This is a genomic window from Billgrantia zhangzhouensis (assembly GCF_021404465.1).
In the GTDB taxonomy this organism is placed as follows: Bacteria; Pseudomonadota; Gammaproteobacteria; order Pseudomonadales; family Halomonadaceae; genus Halomonas; species Halomonas zhangzhouensis.
In genome coordinates this window covers 337,163-354,585 of record NZ_JABFTT010000004.1, presented here as the reverse complement: position 1 = coordinate 354,585, position 17,423 = coordinate 337,163, and the positions used below count along the sequence as shown (strand labels likewise).

Below are 17,423 nucleotides of genomic sequence, written 5' to 3'. Positions count from 1 at the left end.
TCAGGCAGAAACGATACGAGCAGGCTCGGCACTTGTGCGTTCATGCGGATCGGGCGATGCGTTTTGCTGTGGCAGGCAATCGTCGAAGCGGGACGCCCGAGATCGAGAAGCGCGAGAAAAAATTCATGCAAAACGCTAAAGCCGGCCGCCCTCTTGCCGATAGCTCCTAATGGAAGAGGCTGTCTGCAAGCAGCCTTGTGAGATGCTGAGCATCAGCTTCAGCAAGGCCATACATAAGGAAAACTCGACGATGTCTTCGCCACTGACCGATGCCACCAATGCCCTGAGCACATCCGCACTGCATGACCTGACACCTCGCCAGCGCAAGGAAGCCGTACTGGCCTCGCTGCCAGCCGCCGGCAGCGTACTGGCCCAGGCCACGAGCCATGGCCAAGCGCCGGGGCAGGCCGATTTGGTAGAGCCGATTCAGCGAATCAATGAGGTGCTGCGCCAGTACGGCGTGGAATTCGAGCTCAACGATCCATCCCGGATCATCACCCGGATCGTGGACCGGGAAACGGGCGACGTGCTGCGCCAGATCCCCTCCGAGGAGGTACTGGCCATCGCGGAAAGACTGGATGAGTTCCAGGGCAGCTTGATCAGCCTGAAGGTGTGATGGTCAGACCTGCATGTTCATGACATCGCGATAGGCGCTTACCAGGCGATTCCTGACCTGCAGACCCATCTGGAACGCCACGCTGGACTTCTGCATGTCGACCATGACGTCGTTGAGCTCGACATTGGGATCGCCCGCCTGAAAGGCCATGGCCTTGGCGCTGGAGGCCTGCTGCAGACGGTTGATACGCTGAATCGAGGCCTGCAGCTCCCCGGCGAAGCCGCCCTGCCCCACCTGCGTGGAAACCTGCTGCCCCTTGCCGACCTGACTACCGGCCTGGGCAGCCAGGGTCTGCATCTGTGCCAGTGCCGACTGGATAGCGGGTGAACTCATGATCTACGCCCTTTTTGATCTGCGCCCTTTGGCTGGCTCGTTGGCTACGTGCTCGCCGGATGAGGCCCACGCATCGGGGCTGCGGCGAAATGTAGAGCAAGGCTAACAGCTTACACCCACTTACCAAACCACCAAATGGAAGGTAAAAACAGGGCTTTTCCCGCCTTTGGACTTGATGGCGGCTCGCATAATAGCGTTCATCACAGTTGCGCCCCCTGGGGCAGCCAGAACGCGGTGAACGGATGCAGTCGATGCCATCTTCCAGCAACATCTTCCATGCGGCCAGCGGCGCCCTCCTGCGGGGGGACGCATGAGCAACGGCGCCACGACGCAGGAGCGTCAAGACTCCACCAACAACGCGCCTCCCGCGGCCCTGTTCGAGCGACTCCAGCAGCAGCTCCGCGGCAACCCGCTGATCGCCATCCTGATCGGTGGCGCCGCCATGATCGCGATCGTGGTGGCCTTGCTGATGTGGGCGCGCGCCCCCGAGTACCGCGTCCTTTACAGCAACCTCACCGAAGCCGACGGCGGTCGCATCATCAGCGAACTGGAGAGCCGGGGCGTGCCCTACCGCTTCAGCGAGGGCGGCACCGCACTACTGGTACCGGGCAATGCCGTGCATAGTCTGCGCCTGCAACTGGCCGAGCAGGGCCTGCCGCGCGGCGGCAACGTCGGCTTCGAGGTAATGGACGACCAGGCCTTCGGCATCAGTCAGTTCGCCGAGCAGGTCAACTTCCAGCGCGGCCTCGAAGGAGAACTGTCACGCTCCATCGAGTCCTTGGGCCCGGTATCGCGCGCCCGGGTGCACCTGGCCATGGCGCGCTCCTCGGTATTCGTGCGCGACCGCGAGCCTGCCAAGGCATCGATCATCGTCACCCTGGAACCCGGTCGGGTCATCGGCGATGGCCAGGTCGCCGCCATCGTGCACATGGTTTCCAGCAGCGTGCCGGACCTGTCCGCCGAGAATGTCACCGTGGTCGATCAGAGCGGTCGCATGCTGTCACAGCCCAACTCACAGGGACGCGGACTGGACGCCACTCAACTTGACTATATCGCCGAGGTCGAGCGCTCCTTTCAGCAACGCATCGAGAACATTCTGGCTCCGATCCTCGGCCGCGAGAACATCAGTGCCCAGGTGGCCGCGCAGATCGACTTCTCCCGCCGAGAGGAGACCTCCGAGCGTTTCGGCCCCAATCAACCGCCCAACGAAGCGGCCGTACGTAGCCGTCAGTCGAGCCTTTCCTATAACGGCGGCGACGATCTGGCCCAGGGCATCCCCGGCGCATTGAGCAACACCCCGCCGGGCGTCGCGCCCTCCCCCATCGAAGAACTGCCTACCGACGAGGAAGGCGAGCTGACCGAAGAGGCCCAGCAGAGCCTGCAGGCGCTTAACAACCTGCGCCAGGACGACGTCGTCAATTATGAGGTCGATCGCAACGTACAGCACATTCAGCACCGCCAGGGCCAGGTGACGCGCCTGACCGCTGCGGTGGTGGTCGACTATCGCGAGGAACGCGACGAAGAGGGCGAGTGGCAGCGCGTTCCGCTCAGCGCGACCGAGATTGCCCAGATCGAGCGGCTGGTGCGCCAAGCGATCGGCTTCTCGCAAGCGCGTGGCGACGAGATAGAGGTCGTCAACAGCCCGTTCAGCCGCGCAGTCGACGAAACCGAAGAGCTCGAATGGTGGCAGTCACCGGAAATCCATCAATTGGCGCTCACCATTGGCCGCTACCTGCTGGTGGCACTGGGTATCCTGTTGGGTTACCTGCTGGTCCTGCGCCCGTTGATCAAGCGCCATACCGAGCGCCCCGTGATGGCCGCCGCGCCCGGTACCGGCCTGCAGGTCCGCGTGGGTGACGACAACGAGCCGACCGAGGGTGAGCTGCAAGCGGCCGGCGATGAAGACGACGAACTGCGTCCATACCAGAAACCGAAGCGCAAACGCCGCTCCTCCGCCTACGAAGATCATCTCGCCGATCTGCGCGAGATGGCTCAGGAGGATCCGCGCATGATCGCCATGATCGTCCGCAACTGGATGAACAAGCATGAGTAGTGCCAAGACCATGAGCGGCCTGCGCCGCAGCGCCATCCTGATGCTGGCCCTCGACGAAGACAGCGCCGCCGAGGTGTTCAAGTTCCTGGCCCCCAAGGAAATCCAGCAGCTGAGCATGGAAATGTCCGAGATGGCGCAGGTGTCCCACGAGGACATGCAGCAGGTGCTGCTGGAGTTCCATCGCGAGACCGAGGAGTTCATCGCGCTCAACCTCAATTCCAGCGAGCACATCCGTTCGGTGCTGACCAAGGCGCTGGGCAGCGAGCGTGCCACCAGCCTGATCGAGGACATCCTGGAGTCCACCGGCAGCAGTAGCGGCATCGACTCGCTGAACCTGATGGAAGCCTCCATGGTAGCCGAGCTGATCCGCGACGAGCATCCGCAGATCATTGCCACCATCCTGGTCCACCTGGAACGCCACCAGGCCGCCGACATCCTGGAGCTGTTCGACGACAAGCTGCGCAACGACGTGGTGCTGCGCATCGCAACCTTCAGCGGCGTGCAACCGGCCGCCCTGCAGGAACTCACCGAGGTGCTCTCCGGCATGCTCGACGGCCAGAACCTCAAGCGCAGCAAGATGGGCGGCGTGAGAACCGCGGCCGAGATCCTCAACCTGATGAACTCCTCCCTGGAGGAGACCGCCATCGAGACGGTACGCGCCCACAGCGAGGATCTGGCACAGAAGATCATCGACGAGATGTTCCTGTTCGAGAACCTCATGGACCTGGACGACCGCAGCATTCAACTGGTGCTCAAGGAGATCGACACCAATTCGCTGGTGGTGGCACTCAAGGGAGCGCCCGAAGGGCTCATGGAGAAGTTCCTGCGCAACATGTCGCGGCGTGCTGCCGACCTCATGCGCGAGGACATGGAGGCCCGTGGTCCGATCCGCGTCTCCCAGGTGGAAGCCGAGCAGAAGTCCATTCTGCAGGTGGTGCGCCGCCTGGCGGATTCCGGCGAGATCGTGCTGAGCGGTGGGGACGATACCTATGTCTGAGCATGTGCCCTCCTCGTCCGCTCGTCATGCGCCCTGGCAGCGCTGGCAAATGGGCGAGCTGCATAGCGAGGCAGCGGGCGAGCGTACGGCGGCTCCCCAGCAGGATCCCGCCGTGCAGGCCAGGCGTCGTGAGCAGTTCCAGCGCCAAGCAGAGTTGAAGGCGCTGCGTGAGCGCGTCATGGAAGAGGCGCGCGAAGAAGGCTATCGGGCCGGCTTCGAGAGCGGCCGTAGTGAAGGCCATGCCCAGGGCCTCGAAGAAGGCCGTCAGGAAGCCCAGCGCGAGCTCGAGCGGCAGGTTCACGAAACCGTAAAACCACTGGCTCCGCTAGCCGAACGTTTTGCCAGCGCACTGGAGCAGCTCGACGGCGAGATCGCCACCGACCTGGTGGAACTGGCCCTTGCAGCCGGCCATCAATTGGCTGGCGAAGCGCTCAAGGCACGGCCGCGTCAGGTACTGGAGCTGGTCAAGGCGCTGCTGCACACCGAGCCCCCGCTGGTCGGCCAGCAGCGGCTGTGGCTGCACCCCCAGGATCACAAGCTGGTCGAGGAGCACCTGGGTACCGAGTTGGCGGCGGCCGGCTGGAAGCTGCAGCCCGACGCTCAGCTCACGCGTGGCGGCTGCCGGGTGACGAGCGCCAATGGCGAACTGGACGCCACTTGGGAAACCCGTTGGCAGGCAGTGAAGGCGCAGGTCAGAAGACGACATTCGGCGCCCCCCGCCGATGACGGCAACGACGACTAGCAGCGAGGCACGGACATGATCGACGCCGCAGCCCCGACACCCAACGCGCACCGGACACGCTGGCAGCAAACGCTGCGGCGTGTCCGTGAACGCGTGGAGACGGTGCCCGGCTATCGCACCAGCGGCCGTGTACTGCGCGCCACCGGCATGGTGATAGAAGCCGTCGGCCTGCGCGTGGCACTGGGTAACGCCTGCCGTATCGAACTGCTCGCCCCCGGCGGCAACGAACCGCCGCGCTTTGCCGAAGCCGAGGTGGTCGGCTTCAACGGCGAACGACTGCTGCTGATGCCGCTCTCGGAGATCAGCGGCCTGATGCCCGGAGCCCGGGTCTTTCCGCTTGGCGACGGCCCGGATCACGCCGCCCGACGCTTCCCGCTCGGCGAGTCATTGCTGGGCCGCGTGGTCGATGGCAACGGCGAGCCGCTGGATGGCCTTGGCCCACTGGACAGCGCGCCGCGCTCGCCCCTCTCCACTCCGCCGCTGAACCCGCTGAAACGGGCACCGATCAACGAGCAGATCGATGTCGGCATTCGTGCCATCAATGCCCTGCTCAGCGTTGGCCGCGGCCAACGCATGGGGCTGTTCGCCGGCTCCGGCGTGGGTAAATCGGTACTGCTGGGCATGATGGCTCGCTACACCGGCGCTGACGTCATCGTGGTAGGGCTGATTGGCGAACGTGGCCGCGAAGTGCAGGACTTCATCGACAATATCCTGGGTCCGGAAGGCCGTCGCCGCGCCGTGGTAGTGGCGGCTCCGGCCGACACCTCACCGCTGCAGCGCCTGCAGGGCGCCGCCTACGCCACGCGCCTGGCCGAAGGCTATCGCGACCAGGGCAAGAACGTACTGCTGATCATGGATTCGCTGACCCGCTACGCCATGGCCCAACGCGAGATTGCCCTGGCCATCGGCGAGCCTCCGGCCACCAAGGGCTACCCGCCCTCAGTGTTCGCCAAACTCCCGAGCCTGGTGGAGCGCGCCGGCAATGCCGAGCGTGGCCACGGTTCGATCACGGCGTTCTATACCGTGCTGACCGAAGGCGACGACCAGCAGGATCCCATTGCCGATTCGGCCCGCGCCATCCTTGACGGTCACATCGTACTGTCACGGACCCTGGCTGAGGCCGGCCATTATCCGGCCATCGACATCGAGGCTTCGATCAGCCGCGTGATGACCCACATCATCGACGACCGGCAACTGAACATGACCCAGGCGTTCAAGCGCTTGTTCTCGCGCTACCAGCGCAATCGCGACCTGATCAGCGTCGGTGCCTATAGCCCGGGGCATGATCCACAACTGGACGAGGCCGTGCAGCGCTATCCCCAGTTGGAAGGCTTCCTCCAGCAGGGCATGAACGAAAACGCCTCGATCGAGGCCTCCCGCCAGCTTCTTGCAGAGACCCTAGGAGTCAGGCAATGAGTGCATCGTCACAACTCGCCATGCTGAGCGACCTGGCACGCGATGCGCGCGACCAGGCCGGCCAATTGCTGGCCGGCGAACGCCAGAGCGAACGCCAGGCGGCCTCTCAGCTCGAGGCGCTCAACCATTACCGACTCGAGTATGCCGAACGCCTTCAGCAGGCCATGCGCGAAGGCATCGATCCGGCCAGCATGCACAACTATCAGCAGTTCCTTTCCTCGCTGGATGCAGCCTTGCAGCGCGCCCATCAGGCGCTCGATGCGCAACGCCAACGGGTCGCACAGAGCCAGCAACAGTGGCAGCAGGAACAGCAACGGCTCTCGGCCTTCGATACGCTGGTATCGCGCCGGGATGCCGAGCGGCGACGCCTGGAGGCACGCCGCGAACAACGTATCAATGACGAGATGACGGCCGGGCGGCTACTGCGCCAGCGCGCCGGACATGCACTGTGATCCGGTAGAGGAGACCCCTATGAATATCCATATGATCCTGTCCGCCCTGCCGCCCCAGCTTTCGGGCAAGCCGGAATCCAGCGCTAGCCAAGGTCAATTCGCCCTGGCCTTGAGCCAGGCGGGCCAGAGCGGCCAGGCGGATGGCGCCGCGCTACCCCCTTCATTCGCCGGCATGTCTGGACAGGTGCTGCCGCATACCATGGCGGCACAACAGGCACTCCTGCAGGCACTGAACGCCAACGCCGGCCAGCAACTCGACGGCGAGGCCGAGTCTGCCCTGCCCAACGCCGAGTTGAGCGAGATCATGGCGCGGCTCGCACTGATCGAGGGCAATTCCCAGCAGGAGCCGGTCGTGATCGACTCGCAGCCGTTACCCGAGCAAGAAGCGACTCTGCCCACTGACGAAGTGGCCACCGAACTCGCCGAGCAGCCTCAGGCAGCCGCCCGGGCCGCTGCTTTGCGCCCTGCGGAGCCTCTTCCGACGCCGGGCACGGCACGACTTGACACGCCTGCCGCACTCAAGGCAGCCGCTCCCGGCAATCCGCTCGCGGCCCAACTGGGAAATGCCGGCTCGGCCGCTGATGCCGACAGCGCCGATGCCGAGCGCAACTCGAACGGCGTGTCACGCGCCATCGATCCGGCAAGCGTATTCGCCAAGTCTCAGTCCGGCGCCCCCAACCTCCGCACGGGGGCGACCGATCAGCCACGCGGCGGCTTCGTGCCGGAGGCTGCCTCCATGACACAGCCGGGCGTCAACGCCTCTACCACGGCCGGCATGCCGGGCCAAGCAGTTCAGCAGCCGTCCACTCAGGCCAGCCTTACCGCTCCGCTGCAGAGCCCGGCCTGGCCCAACCAACTCGGCCAGCAACTGGTGCAGTTCGCTCGCCACGGTGGCGAGCAGCAGGTCGAGATGCGCTTGAACCCGGCCGAGCTGGGGCCGCTTTCGGTAACGCTCAAGATGACCGAACAGGGCGCCCAGGCCCAGTTCCTGTCCGCCCATGCCCAGGTCCGCCAGGTACTGGAACAGGCCATCCCGCAGCTGCGCGAGGCGCTTGCCGAACAAGGCATTAGCCTGGGTGAAACCTCGGTGGGTGAACAGCATCGACAGGACGCCCAGGCATTTGCCGGCAATGACGGTCAGCGCGGCCAGGGCGGTTCATTCCAAGATGACGAGGCAGCAGCACTGCCGGGCATGGAAGAGAGTGGCATGACGCCCTCCTCCGTTACGCTGCCGCTGGATGGCCGGGTGAATCTTTATGCTTGAGACAAAAAGCCAAGATAGCCCCTTTCGCGCGGCTTGTTCCTGTCATCAGGCGCCGCGCGACTCCGACATAATGCTCTCCAATAGCTGATTCACACATAATAGGCAAGGCAATGGCGAAATCGACGGGTGGCTCCTCCAAGCTCCTGTGGCTGATGATTCTGCTGGTACTGCTCTCCACGGCAGCTGCCGGAGCAGCCATCTACATGGTCATGAACGACCGTAGCAGCGGTGAAGGCAGCGTCCAGACCCAGCAGCTTCAGCGCCAGGCACCGATCTTCGTCAAGATCGATCCGTTCACGGTCAATCTCGCCGACGATAATTTCGGCTCACGCCTGCTCTATACAGGTATTTCCCTGAGAGTGGGCAACGACGAAACGCACGAGATTCTTGCCGAACACATGCCCCAGGTGCGCAGTCGCCTGCTGATGCTGTTCTCGGGCAAGCGTGCCAATGAGCTGACCACGCCGGAAGGCAAGCGTCGCTTGAGCGACGAGGTCATCGCCACGCTGGCCGATCCGCTGACCGAGCCGCAGCCGCCCCTGGATATCCGGGACGTGCTGTTCACCGAGTTCATCGTGCAATAACCGGGTGCCCTGGCGACCATGTCCCAAGACGATCTGTTGTCACAGGATGAAATCGACGCCCTGCTCAAGGGCGTCAGCGGCGATGACGAGCCCGTTGCACGCAACGACGGCGACTCACGCGTACGCCCTTATGACCCGGCGACCCAGCATCGCGTCATCCGCGAGCGCCTGCAGGCGTTGGATATCATCAACGAACGCTTCGCGCGGCACTTCCGCATGGGGCTGTTCAATTTGCTGCGCCGTAGTGCCGACATCACCATCGACTCGGTACGCTACCTGAGCTACAGCGAGTTCTCGCGCAACGTTCCGGTACCGACCAACATCAACATCATCGGCATGAAGCCACTGCGCGGCTCGGCGCTGATCGTGTTTCCGCCGAACCTGGTCTTCATGGTCGTCGACAACCTGTTCGGCGGCGATGGACGCTTCCTGACCAAGTCGGAAGGCCGCGAGTTCACCAATACAGAGCAGCGTATCATCCAGCGCCTGCTGAACCTTGCCATCGACGCCTACGAGGAATCGTGGAAGTCGGTGTATCCACTGCAGATCGGTTACCTGCGTTCTGAGATGCAAGCGAAGTTCGCCAATATCACCAACTCGCCCAACGAGATCGTGGTGAACACGAACTTCAACATCGAAGTCGGCAATCTCTCCAGCAGCTTCCAGATCTGCATTCCCTATTCGATGATCGAGCCGCTGCGCGACCTGCTGGCCAACCCGCTCAGCGATCATCATCACGACCAGGACGGCTCCTGGACCAAGCGAATGGCCGGTGAGATTCGCCGCTCCGAGGTGGAACTGATCGCCAACTTTGCCGACATCCCTACCCGTATCGCCCATGTCATGGCGCTCAAGGTGGGTGACGTACTCCCTCTCGAATTGCCCGAGACGGTCACCGCCAGCGTCGACGGCGTACCAGTGATGGAGTGCGACTACGGCAGCCAGCACGAACAGCGCGCTCTGCGTGTCATCCGCATCATCGACCACGGTGCACAGAACCCGGTGTCGAAGGACGCCTTCATCAAGGGCGCAGCGCCTCAAGCCAAGGAATCCAAGCATGACTGATCCCAAGAAACCCGATCAGAACGTTTCCGACGACGATTGGGCCGCCGCCATGTCCGAGCAGGAGAACAGCGACGCCACTGCCGACGACGACCCCTGGGCCGAGGCCATGGCCGAGCAGGAAGCTGCCGAGGCAACGGCAAGCGAGGGAAGCGACGACGACCCCTGGGCGGAAGCCCTGGCCGAGCAGGAGGCGGTCGAAGCGGCAGCGGATGAAGCACCGGCAGCCAGTGCTCAAGCCTCTGCGCCCCAATCCGCCGGCGATCGCGTATTTCGTCCTCTCGACAGAGGCAGCGAGGGCGGTGCTCCGCGCGACCTCGAGATGATCATGGACATTCCGGTCAAACTGACCGTGGAACTGGGCCGCACCAAGCTGACCATCAAGCAGTTGCTGGAGCTGGCGCAGGGCTCGGTCATCGAGCTCGACGGTCTGGCCGGTGAACCGATGGACATCCTGATCAACGGTTACCTGATTGCCCAGGGCGAGGTGGTCGTGGTCGACGACAAGTACGGTATCCGTATCACCGAGATCATCACCCCTTCCGAGCGGGTGCAGAAACTCAACCGATGAGCAACACCCCGTCCCCCGATACGTCTTCAGGGCTCGAGTCCCTCGCTGTCGGTGGCGATGCCCTGGTAGGCATGGCCACCCTCGGCAAAACGGCCGCAGCCTTGGCGCTGGTCATCGCCATCATTCTGATATGCACGGCGCTACTGCGCCGCTGGGGCCCCCAGCGGCGCGCCGCCGGCGGTCACCTTCAGATCGTCGGCAGTGCCGCGCTTGGCAGTCGCGAACGCGTGGTGATCGTCGAGGTCGAGGGCACCTGGTTGGTACTCGGCGTCGGCGGCGGCCAAGTCAATAAACTGCACGAACTTCCGGCCCCCGCTCGTCCGGCAGGCGATCCTTCTTCCGCCTCTGCCGAAGGCGAGCGCTTCGCCACACGCTTCGCTCGGGCACTCAAGCAAAATGCCGGCCTGGGCAGCAACGGGCGGAGAGGTTCATGATTCACCAGATGTTCTCCACGCTCCAGCAAGCCCAATGGCTTCGCTGGCCGCTTCCGTTCATCGCTCTTCTGCTGATATCGATACCGCTGGGCGCCGAGGCCCAGCAGATCCCTGGCATCGTCAGTCAGCCGCTCGAGGATGGCGGCCAGCAATGGTCGATTCAGCTGCAGACACTATTACTGCTGAGTTCGCTGGCGTTCCTGCCGGCAGCGCTGCTGATGATGACCAGCTTCACCCGCATCATCATCGTGCTCAGTCTGCTACGCACCGCCATCGGCACCCAGGCGACACCGCCCAATCAGGTACTGTTGGGGCTCGCCCTGTTCCTGACTTTCTTCATCATGTCGCCGGTAATTGGCATGGTTTACGAATCCGCCTGGGTGCCGCTGACCGCGGATGACATCACTTTCGAAGAGTTTCTGCTGCTGGCCCAGGAGCCCTTCCGTGAGTTCATGCTGGCCCAGACCCGCGAGCCCGACCTGGCGCTCTTCGCGCGCCTGGCCGAAGCCGGCCCCATGCAGGGTCCGGAAGACGTACCGCTACGCATCCTGGTGCCGGCCTTCGTGACGAGCGAGTTGAAGACGGCGTTTCAGATCGGCTTCACCATCTTCATCCCATTCCTGATCATCGATCTGGTAGTCGCCAGCACGCTGATGTCACTAGGCATGATGATGGTGCCGCCCGCAACGATTTCGCTGCCGTTCAAACTGATGCTGTTCGTCCTGGTCGACGGCTGGCAGTTGGTCATCGGTTCGCTGTCGGAGAGTTTCTTCATCTGAGGAGTCGAGATGACACCGGAAATGGTCATGGGTATCGCCTACCAGGGCATGCGCGTCACGCTGTTCCTGGCCGGCCCGCTACTGATCACGGCACTGTTGACCGGCTTGATCGTTAGCCTCTTCCAGGCCGCTACCCAGATCAACGAGATGACCCTCTCGTTCATTCCAAAGATTCTCGGCGTTTTCACCGTGCTGGTGCTCGCCGGCCCTTGGCTGATCGGTTTGATCGTGGATTTCACCCGCACCCTTTTCACCAGCATCCCCAGCATGCTGATGTGAGCCATCCATGGTCGAGGTGACCTTCGCCCAACTGCACGGCTGGCTGGTGATATTGCTGTGGCCCTTCGTGCGAATCCTGGCGTTCTTCTCCGCTGCACCGCTATGGGGCCATTCGAGCGTACCCAACCAGGCCAAGGTCGCACTGGCCTTCCTGGTCACCCTGGTCATCGCCCCGGTGTTGCCACCCATGCCCGACGTGCCCATCGTTTCCTGGGCGGGGTTCGGTATCATGGTGGAGCAGATGCTGATCGGCATTGCCATTGGCATGGTGATGCACGTGGTTTTCGCCGTGGTCCAGGCGGCCGGCGAGTTCATCGGGCTGCAGATGGGCTTGGCCTTCGCTACTTTTTTCGATGCCGGCAGTGGCACCAACACCATGATCTTGTCGCGGGTGTTCTTCATGATCACCCTGCTGATGTTCCTGGCCTTGGGCGGGCATCTAATGGTGCTGGAGGCACTGGTCTCGAGCTTCCATGGCTTGCCAGTGGGCATCGGGGCCTTCAATCCTGCCGCCTTCGAAATGCTGGTACGCTACGGCGGCACTATCTTCGTGGCCGGCATGTCGCTGGCGCTGCCGCTGGTGGGGTCATTGCTGATCATCAACCTGGCCATGGGTATCCTCAACCGCTCCGCCCCCCAACTGACGGTGTTCAATATCGGTTTCCCCACCTCGCTGACCGTCGGCCTGGTGCTGCTGATGGTGCTGATGACCGACATGTCGCGCTTCCTGCAGCGCCTGTTCAGCAACGGCATCCAGTTCCTCTATTCGCTGATCGAGGCGCTGGCGCCGCTTTCCTGAACTTCATGATGCCTGGGTGGCAACAAGGCCACTACCTAGGCCGGATAGAAGGGTTAAAAGCGCCACTCGAACGTCGCCCGGGCACCGTGGTCCTCCATGCCGTCGCCGTACTGGCCGCCATAGGCGAGATCCAACAAGGTGCGTTCGTTGAGCGCCACGCTGACACCGGCTTCGACCACCCCGCTGTTCTCGGCGATCGGCGTGCCGGCAATGCTGAAGGCATCGCCGCCGACGAAGCGTTGGTCGAGGCCCCGGGTGTTGTCGCCGAAGGCGTGCCGCCAGCCGACACTGCCGTAGAGGGTGGCATCGGCGTCACCGATGTTCACCTCGACACTGGGCCGCACGCCGAGGGTCGCGAAGCTGGTATCGCTGGTCTGGCTGTCGCTGTGCAGCGCGGTATTGCCGCCGTTTTCCTCACTGCTCGAGGTGCGCTGGTGGACATGAGCCAGGTTGACGAACGGCTCAAGGGTCGCCGGGCCAGCGTCGACCCGGTAGGCGAGTTCGCCGTAGGCGTGCAGGGTGTGTGCGCTGCGTTCGTCCTCGAGGCGCTCGCCGAGCGTACCGACCTGGACGTGACGCTGGCTGTCGACCTCATGGTAGCCGTAGAAGGCGCCGCCGCGCAGGGATAGTTCGCCCCTGCTCTCGTCATCATCGAGGCGGACACCAGCGTAGAGGCCGAAGTGAGCGCTGTCGACATCAGCGCTGCCGCGTCCACCGCCAATGCTGATATCGCCACGAGTGTAACCGGTCAGCACCCCGGCACGCACCCGCTCGCTGACCTGGGTGTCGACACCGGCGGCGACACCAAAGGTGTCGCGGTTGAGGCTGGCGGCGTTGCCGTCGCCGGCGTTACTGCCCCAGTTGCCGATGGCGCGCACCCAGGCGGTAGAGGGGGTAGCCGTGGGGTCGGTGGCCGGATTGTCGCCGATGACCATCGGTACGGTGGCCGCGCCATCGGCGGCGCGCAACCGGTCGTTGGCGGCCTGGCGCACCAGGCGGCTGTCCTCGATCAGTGCGCCATGGGTCGAGGCATGCAGCTCACCCGAGAGGCGGTCATAGGCCTCGCGCAGTTCAGCCTCGCTGCCGGCATGGGTGACGATGACGTCATACACGGCATGGCCGGCGGCCAGGCTGTCGATGCCACCGGCGGTGGCGCGCTGGTTGCGGGTTCCGGCCACGTCGGCGAAATCGATACCGTTGCGTTCCAGGGTCAGGTCCACGCCGTGGAGGTCGCTCTCGGTGTCATACATCAACGCGGCATCGAGGAAGGTGAAGGCGGACGTCACCTCGCCGAACTCGCCGTCCAGCCCACCCTCGGCACTGAGGATGCGGTAGCGGCTCTCGGGAGCGTAATCGTCCGACTCGCCAAGACCAATATGCACCACCGAGCCTTCGAGGAAGGCGGTGCCAGTGACATGGGTGTGGTCGCTGTCGCCGCTGGTAGGGTCGACTTCCACCTCGTAGTGGGAGCCGGCCTCGAAGGTTAGGTCGCCGTCGACGGTCAGCTCACCGATGGAGTTGCCCGGCGCGAGCGTTGCGCCCGAAGCGAGCGTCACCATCGAGCCGGTGCCCGAGCCGATGGTGCCGTCGCCGGCCAGCACGCCGTCCATGCCGATCATTGCAGAACCGCTCAGTGTGTCGTTGACAACCAGTGTCGTATCGGTCACTTCAGTGAGGCCGGCAAAGCCGGAGCTGTCGCCAGTCAGCTCGACAAGACCACCGCCGGTGAAGTCGAGGGTGCCAGAGCCGGAAAACGCGCCGGCATAGGCCCCGTCATAGTCCTGATCGAAGATGAAAGAAGCACCTGCAGCGACGTCGAGATCGCCAGTGAAACGGTCCGAGGCAGAGATCAGCGTACCGTCCTCCACGGCCCAGTCGAGGGAAGAGAAGCCGCCGAGCGTCAGCGAGCCTCCGCCGCGCAGGATCATGTCTCCGTCCGTGCCGTTCAGGCCGGCGATGTCACCGGCAAAGGAACCGCTACGCGTCTGACCGAACACCACCGTGCCGGCATTGGCGATATCGCCGGAGATCGCCTCGACGTTGCCGAGCAATGTGCCGGCCTCGACGACGGTATTGCCGTAATCATTGGTGCCGGTGAGTTCGAGGGTACCATTTCCAACCAGGCGCAGATCGCCACTACCGGCGATATTGCCCGACAGCCCGAGGGCGGTGTCGTCGGCAACGCCGAAGCGGCCGTTGCCGCTGAGTACCACATCGCGGGCGCTATCGAAACTGTCGGTGGTGGTCAGCGTGCCGCCATTGAAGGTCAGAGCCCCATCGGCATGCCCGAGATTGGTGTCATCGGACACGGAAAGCGTGGTGCCGCCCGCCAGCGTCGTGCCACCCTCATAGCGATTGTTGCCAGAAAGGATTAGCGTGCCGCCTCCGGTGATGCCGACGCCGCCCGTGCCCGTGATTGCCGTTGCGACCCCGGCCCGCTCGGCAAGGACGCGGATCTCCGAGCCGTCCGGATCGGTCTGCAACTGACCGCTGCCTTCGAGAACGTAATCTCCATGACGGAATTGCAGTCCGGCAAAACCTTGTGTGCCCTCGACAACAACGGTACCGCCGGGCGCATCGTCGAAAATGGCAGTATTGCCCGCCCATGCAACGTCCATATCGCCCGCCATTCCATCACTGTCGATATTGCGCCAGGTCTCGCCGCTGACCGTCCAGGCCCCGTCGCCCCCCTGCCAGCGCTGCAATTGGTCATCGCCCAGAGCGCCGACGAACAGATCGATGAACTGGCCATCCGTGTCGGTGAGGAGCCGATAGCCTGCATTGTCGATGGCGGGTGTATCTTCCATCGTCAGGCCGTCACCGTCGAGAGCCCCGCCGTAGGTCACCAGTCGGTAGTAACCGAATCCCGCCGCGCCAACAGACGCGTCGCCGCTTTGCGAAAGATTGAGCGTACCGTCGAGGGTCAGGTCTTCAGCGACGTGGATGCGATCACTGACCCCGGAGGCCGGGTCATCCTCGCTGCCCGGACCGCCAAGCTGAAAATCGAGGATCGAGCCAGAGGAAAGGACAAGGCTGCCGCCGAAGTCGAGCGTGCCGATGGAATTGCCCGGTGCAAGAATGCCGCCATCGGCAATCGTCGTGGTGGAGCCCGAGCTGCCAACCGTGCCCGAACCACCGAGTGTGGCGCCTTCCGCGACCGTGATCGAGCCACCGAGCCTGCCGATGCCGTCGGCGTCGCCTACCAACAATGTGCCACCGGAAACGGTCGTTTCCCCCGAAAAGGCGGAACTGTCGCCGGTCAGCAGCAGCGTACCGGCTTCAATACCTTCGCCGAAGATCGCCATGCCTTCGCCAAAGACCGCCCCAGTGTAGACGCCATCGAAGTCATGATTGAAAACCATAACCGCGTTGTTCTCGACCTCCACATCGCCGCGCAGGCTGTCGGTGTCGACAAGAAGCGCGCTGTTGCGCTCAACCAGCCAATCGGTTCCTGCACGGTCATAGCCCGTCAGCATGGTACCGCTGCCGCTGCGGTTGACGAAATTCTCGAACCCGCTATAGAGGCTGCCCAGGTCTTCCACGTCGAAGCGCTCGACATCGCCCAGCGCCAGGGTGGCGTTAGCGCCGTTTGCGACCACATCGCCTTGGAAGGCATAGCCCGCCCGCAGTTCCAGCGTTCCGTCGCCCCCGTTCAAGGTCAGCGCAGCGGCGCGCCCGCGCCCCGAGCCGCCGGAGATGGTGCCGGCGTTGACGACCGTGGCCCCGTCGGCCTCGACGATAACGCCGACATTGCCGGCTCCGCCGACGCCATTACCTGATTCCCCGCCATCGCCGCCGGAGATCGCGCCTTCATTGACGATCCTGGCCCCATCGGCCTCGACGATGATGCCGACACCGCCGTCTCCGCCGTCGCTGCCTGTGCCCAAGTGTGCCCTTCCGCCATCCCCGCCGGAGATCGCGCCTTGGTTGATCAACTCACCGCCAGAGAAGGTGAGGCCGATACCCCCGTCGTTCCCGGCTCCCGCCCCGCCTTCGCCGCCGAAGATACTGCCCCGGTTGGTCAGATCGCTCCCATCGAAAACAAGACCGATGCCGCCGACGCCGCCATCAAATTCGTCATGTTCCATGCGACCACCGGCGCCGCCGGAGATCGTGCCGTCGTCGTCGTTAACAAGGGTCGTACCGTTGAAATCCAGCCCGGTGCCGCCGAACCCGCCATCTCCCTGGCGAGCCGGCCCGCCGTCGCCGCCCGAGATCGTGCCTCGGTTGATCAGTTCGCGACCATCGAAAATGAGGCCGGCACCGCCGTCGCCGCCGTCCAAGTCCCAGGTTACGTTTCCGTCACCCGACGAGCCCCCGGAGAGCCTGCCCGCGTTCGTCAGGCTGTCCCCCTGGAAATAGAGGCCGGCACCGCCGTCGCCGCCCCTGCCGCGATTGTCTCGGTCGATAGAGGAGCCGAGCCCTCCATCGCCTCCCCGGAGCGACTGGCTGTCGGCGATTTCCGCCGTTCCGCCATTGGTGACGAAGGCGCCATAGCCTCCGGCACCGCCGCCGCCGCCAGAATTCCCCCTACCGCCGTTACCCCCGGCGATGTCGTCAGCAGCGGGAATATCCTCCCCCAAGTAACCATGGCCGCCACCGCCGCCACCGCTAGTCAGACCGCCCCCGTGCTCACCGTCGCCCCCAGTGGGATCGCCCTCGTTGCCGTGGCTGCCGCCGCTTCCGCCACCGTCGGCGCCTCCAGCGGCACCGGGGCCGCCACCGCCGCCGGCGCTGCCTGCGATACCTTCGCCATCCGCGTCGATGCCACCGCCAGCGCCGCCATTGGCACTCTCGCCGCCGCTGCTGTGAGGCGGAGAAGGGAGGGTCTGGGCCAGGGCTGGCGGCATGAGCAGTGCCAGCGCCACGCCCCCTATCTGTAATGAGCGCCTGCACACAATCGCACTCATTAATGGCCGGCAAATGCGCTGCGTTGCACTCCAGCCGCTCTTGCCTCGCGCGCGAGCCGTCTCCGGCACGGCCTGCCACACCTTCAGGCTGCGATTGAAAAGACGCTTGTAGTGATGGTTCATTCTGTGCGT

At 64.1% G+C, this 17,423-nt stretch carries 16 protein-coding genes; 14 read left to right on the top strand and 2 right to left on the bottom strand.

Annotation, left to right across the window (positions count from 1 at the left end):
• The first annotated feature begins 250 nt into the window (after window positions 1-250).
• The gene (locus HOP51_RS07160; RefSeq protein ID WP_234273243.1) at window positions 251-616 is read left to right on the top strand and encodes a flagellar protein FlaG; all 366 of its coding nucleotides are present in this window, start codon (window positions 251-253) and stop codon (window positions 614-616) included.
• Window positions 617-619: 3 nt separating this feature from the next.
• On the opposite strand, the gene fliE is transcribed toward HOP51_RS07160, so the two are convergent.
• The gene (gene fliE / locus HOP51_RS07155) at window positions 620-949 is read right to left on the bottom strand and encodes a flagellar hook-basal body complex protein FliE (RefSeq protein ID WP_234273242.1); all 330 of its coding nucleotides are present in this window, start codon (window positions 947-949) and stop codon (window positions 620-622) included.
• A 310-nt stretch (window positions 950-1,259) separates the two neighbouring features.
• Between fliE and fliF the strand changes: the two genes are divergently transcribed.
• The 13 genes from fliF to fliR all read left to right on the top strand — a co-directional run bounded on the left by fliF (window position 1,260) and on the right by fliR (window position 12,381).
• Window positions 1,260-3,002 (top strand): flagellar basal-body MS-ring/collar protein FliF, encoded by a 1,743-nt coding sequence (gene fliF / locus HOP51_RS07150; protein ID WP_234273241.1) that lies wholly within the window; start codon window positions 1,260-1,262, stop codon window positions 3,000-3,002.
• Window positions 2,995-3,999, top strand: a complete 1,005-nt coding sequence (fliG, locus tag HOP51_RS07145; RefSeq protein ID WP_234273240.1) for a flagellar motor switch protein FliG — start codon at window positions 2,995-2,997, stop codon at window positions 3,997-3,999. Before fliF ends, fliG begins: the two co-directional genes overlap by 8 nt.
• The gene (locus HOP51_RS07140) at window positions 3,992-4,741 is read left to right on the top strand and encodes a flagellar assembly protein FliH (RefSeq protein WP_234273239.1); all 750 of its coding nucleotides are present in this window, start codon (window positions 3,992-3,994) and stop codon (window positions 4,739-4,741) included. The genes fliG and HOP51_RS07140 overlap by 8 nt, the downstream gene beginning before the upstream one ends.
• Window positions 4,742-4,756: 15 nt before the next feature.
• Window positions 4,757-6,157 (top strand): flagellar protein export ATPase FliI, encoded by a 1,401-nt coding sequence (fliI, locus tag HOP51_RS07135; protein ID WP_234273238.1) that lies wholly within the window; start codon window positions 4,757-4,759, stop codon window positions 6,155-6,157.
• On the top strand, window positions 6,154-6,609 hold the full coding sequence (fliJ, locus tag HOP51_RS07130) for a flagellar export protein FliJ (protein WP_234273237.1): 456 nt from the start codon (window positions 6,154-6,156) through the stop codon (window positions 6,607-6,609). The genes fliI and fliJ overlap by 4 nt, the downstream gene beginning before the upstream one ends.
• A 19-nt stretch (window positions 6,610-6,628) precedes the next feature.
• On the top strand, window positions 6,629-7,873 hold the full coding sequence (locus HOP51_RS07125) for a flagellar hook-length control protein FliK (protein ID WP_234273236.1): 1,245 nt from the start codon (window positions 6,629-6,631) through the stop codon (window positions 7,871-7,873).
• A 110-nt stretch (window positions 7,874-7,983) separates the two neighbouring features.
• A complete protein-coding gene (gene fliL, locus HOP51_RS07120; RefSeq protein ID WP_234273235.1) occupies window positions 7,984-8,457 on the top strand; it encodes a flagellar basal body-associated protein FliL in 474 nt (157 codons plus the stop codon).
• A gap of 18 nt (window positions 8,458-8,475) precedes the next feature.
• Window positions 8,476-9,522, top strand: a complete 1,047-nt coding sequence (gene fliM / locus HOP51_RS07115; RefSeq protein ID WP_234273234.1) for a flagellar motor switch protein FliM — start codon at window positions 8,476-8,478, stop codon at window positions 9,520-9,522.
• The gene (gene fliN, locus HOP51_RS07110) at window positions 9,515-10,090 is read left to right on the top strand and encodes a flagellar motor switch protein FliN (RefSeq protein WP_234273233.1); all 576 of its coding nucleotides are present in this window, start codon (window positions 9,515-9,517) and stop codon (window positions 10,088-10,090) included. Before fliM ends, fliN begins: the two co-directional genes overlap by 8 nt.
• The gene (fliO, locus tag HOP51_RS07105; RefSeq protein ID WP_234273232.1) at window positions 10,087-10,524 is read left to right on the top strand and encodes a flagellar biosynthetic protein FliO; all 438 of its coding nucleotides are present in this window, start codon (window positions 10,087-10,089) and stop codon (window positions 10,522-10,524) included. The genes fliN and fliO overlap by 4 nt, the downstream gene beginning before the upstream one ends.
• Entirely contained in the window at window positions 10,521-11,303 is a 783-nt protein-coding gene (gene fliP / locus HOP51_RS07100) for a flagellar type III secretion system pore protein FliP (RefSeq protein WP_407061781.1), read from the top strand. The genes fliO and fliP overlap by 4 nt, the downstream gene beginning before the upstream one ends.
• Window positions 11,304-11,312: 9 nt before the next feature.
• Window positions 11,313-11,582, top strand: coding sequence for a flagellar biosynthesis protein FliQ (gene fliQ, locus HOP51_RS07095; protein WP_234273231.1), 270 nt, complete (start codon window positions 11,313-11,315; stop codon window positions 11,580-11,582).
• A gap of 7 nt (window positions 11,583-11,589) precedes the next feature.
• The gene (gene fliR, locus HOP51_RS07090) at window positions 11,590-12,381 is read left to right on the top strand and encodes a flagellar biosynthetic protein FliR (RefSeq protein WP_234273230.1); all 792 of its coding nucleotides are present in this window, start codon (window positions 11,590-11,592) and stop codon (window positions 12,379-12,381) included.
• A 53-nt stretch (window positions 12,382-12,434) separates the two neighbouring features.
• Here fliR and HOP51_RS07085 read toward each other — a convergent pair whose 3' ends face one another.
• Window positions 12,435-17,414: an autotransporter domain-containing protein gene (locus tag HOP51_RS07085; RefSeq protein ID WP_267957635.1), complete on the bottom strand. Its 4,980-nt coding sequence runs from the start codon at window positions 17,412-17,414 to the stop codon at window positions 12,435-12,437.
• Window positions 17,415-17,423 lie beyond the last annotated feature (9 nt).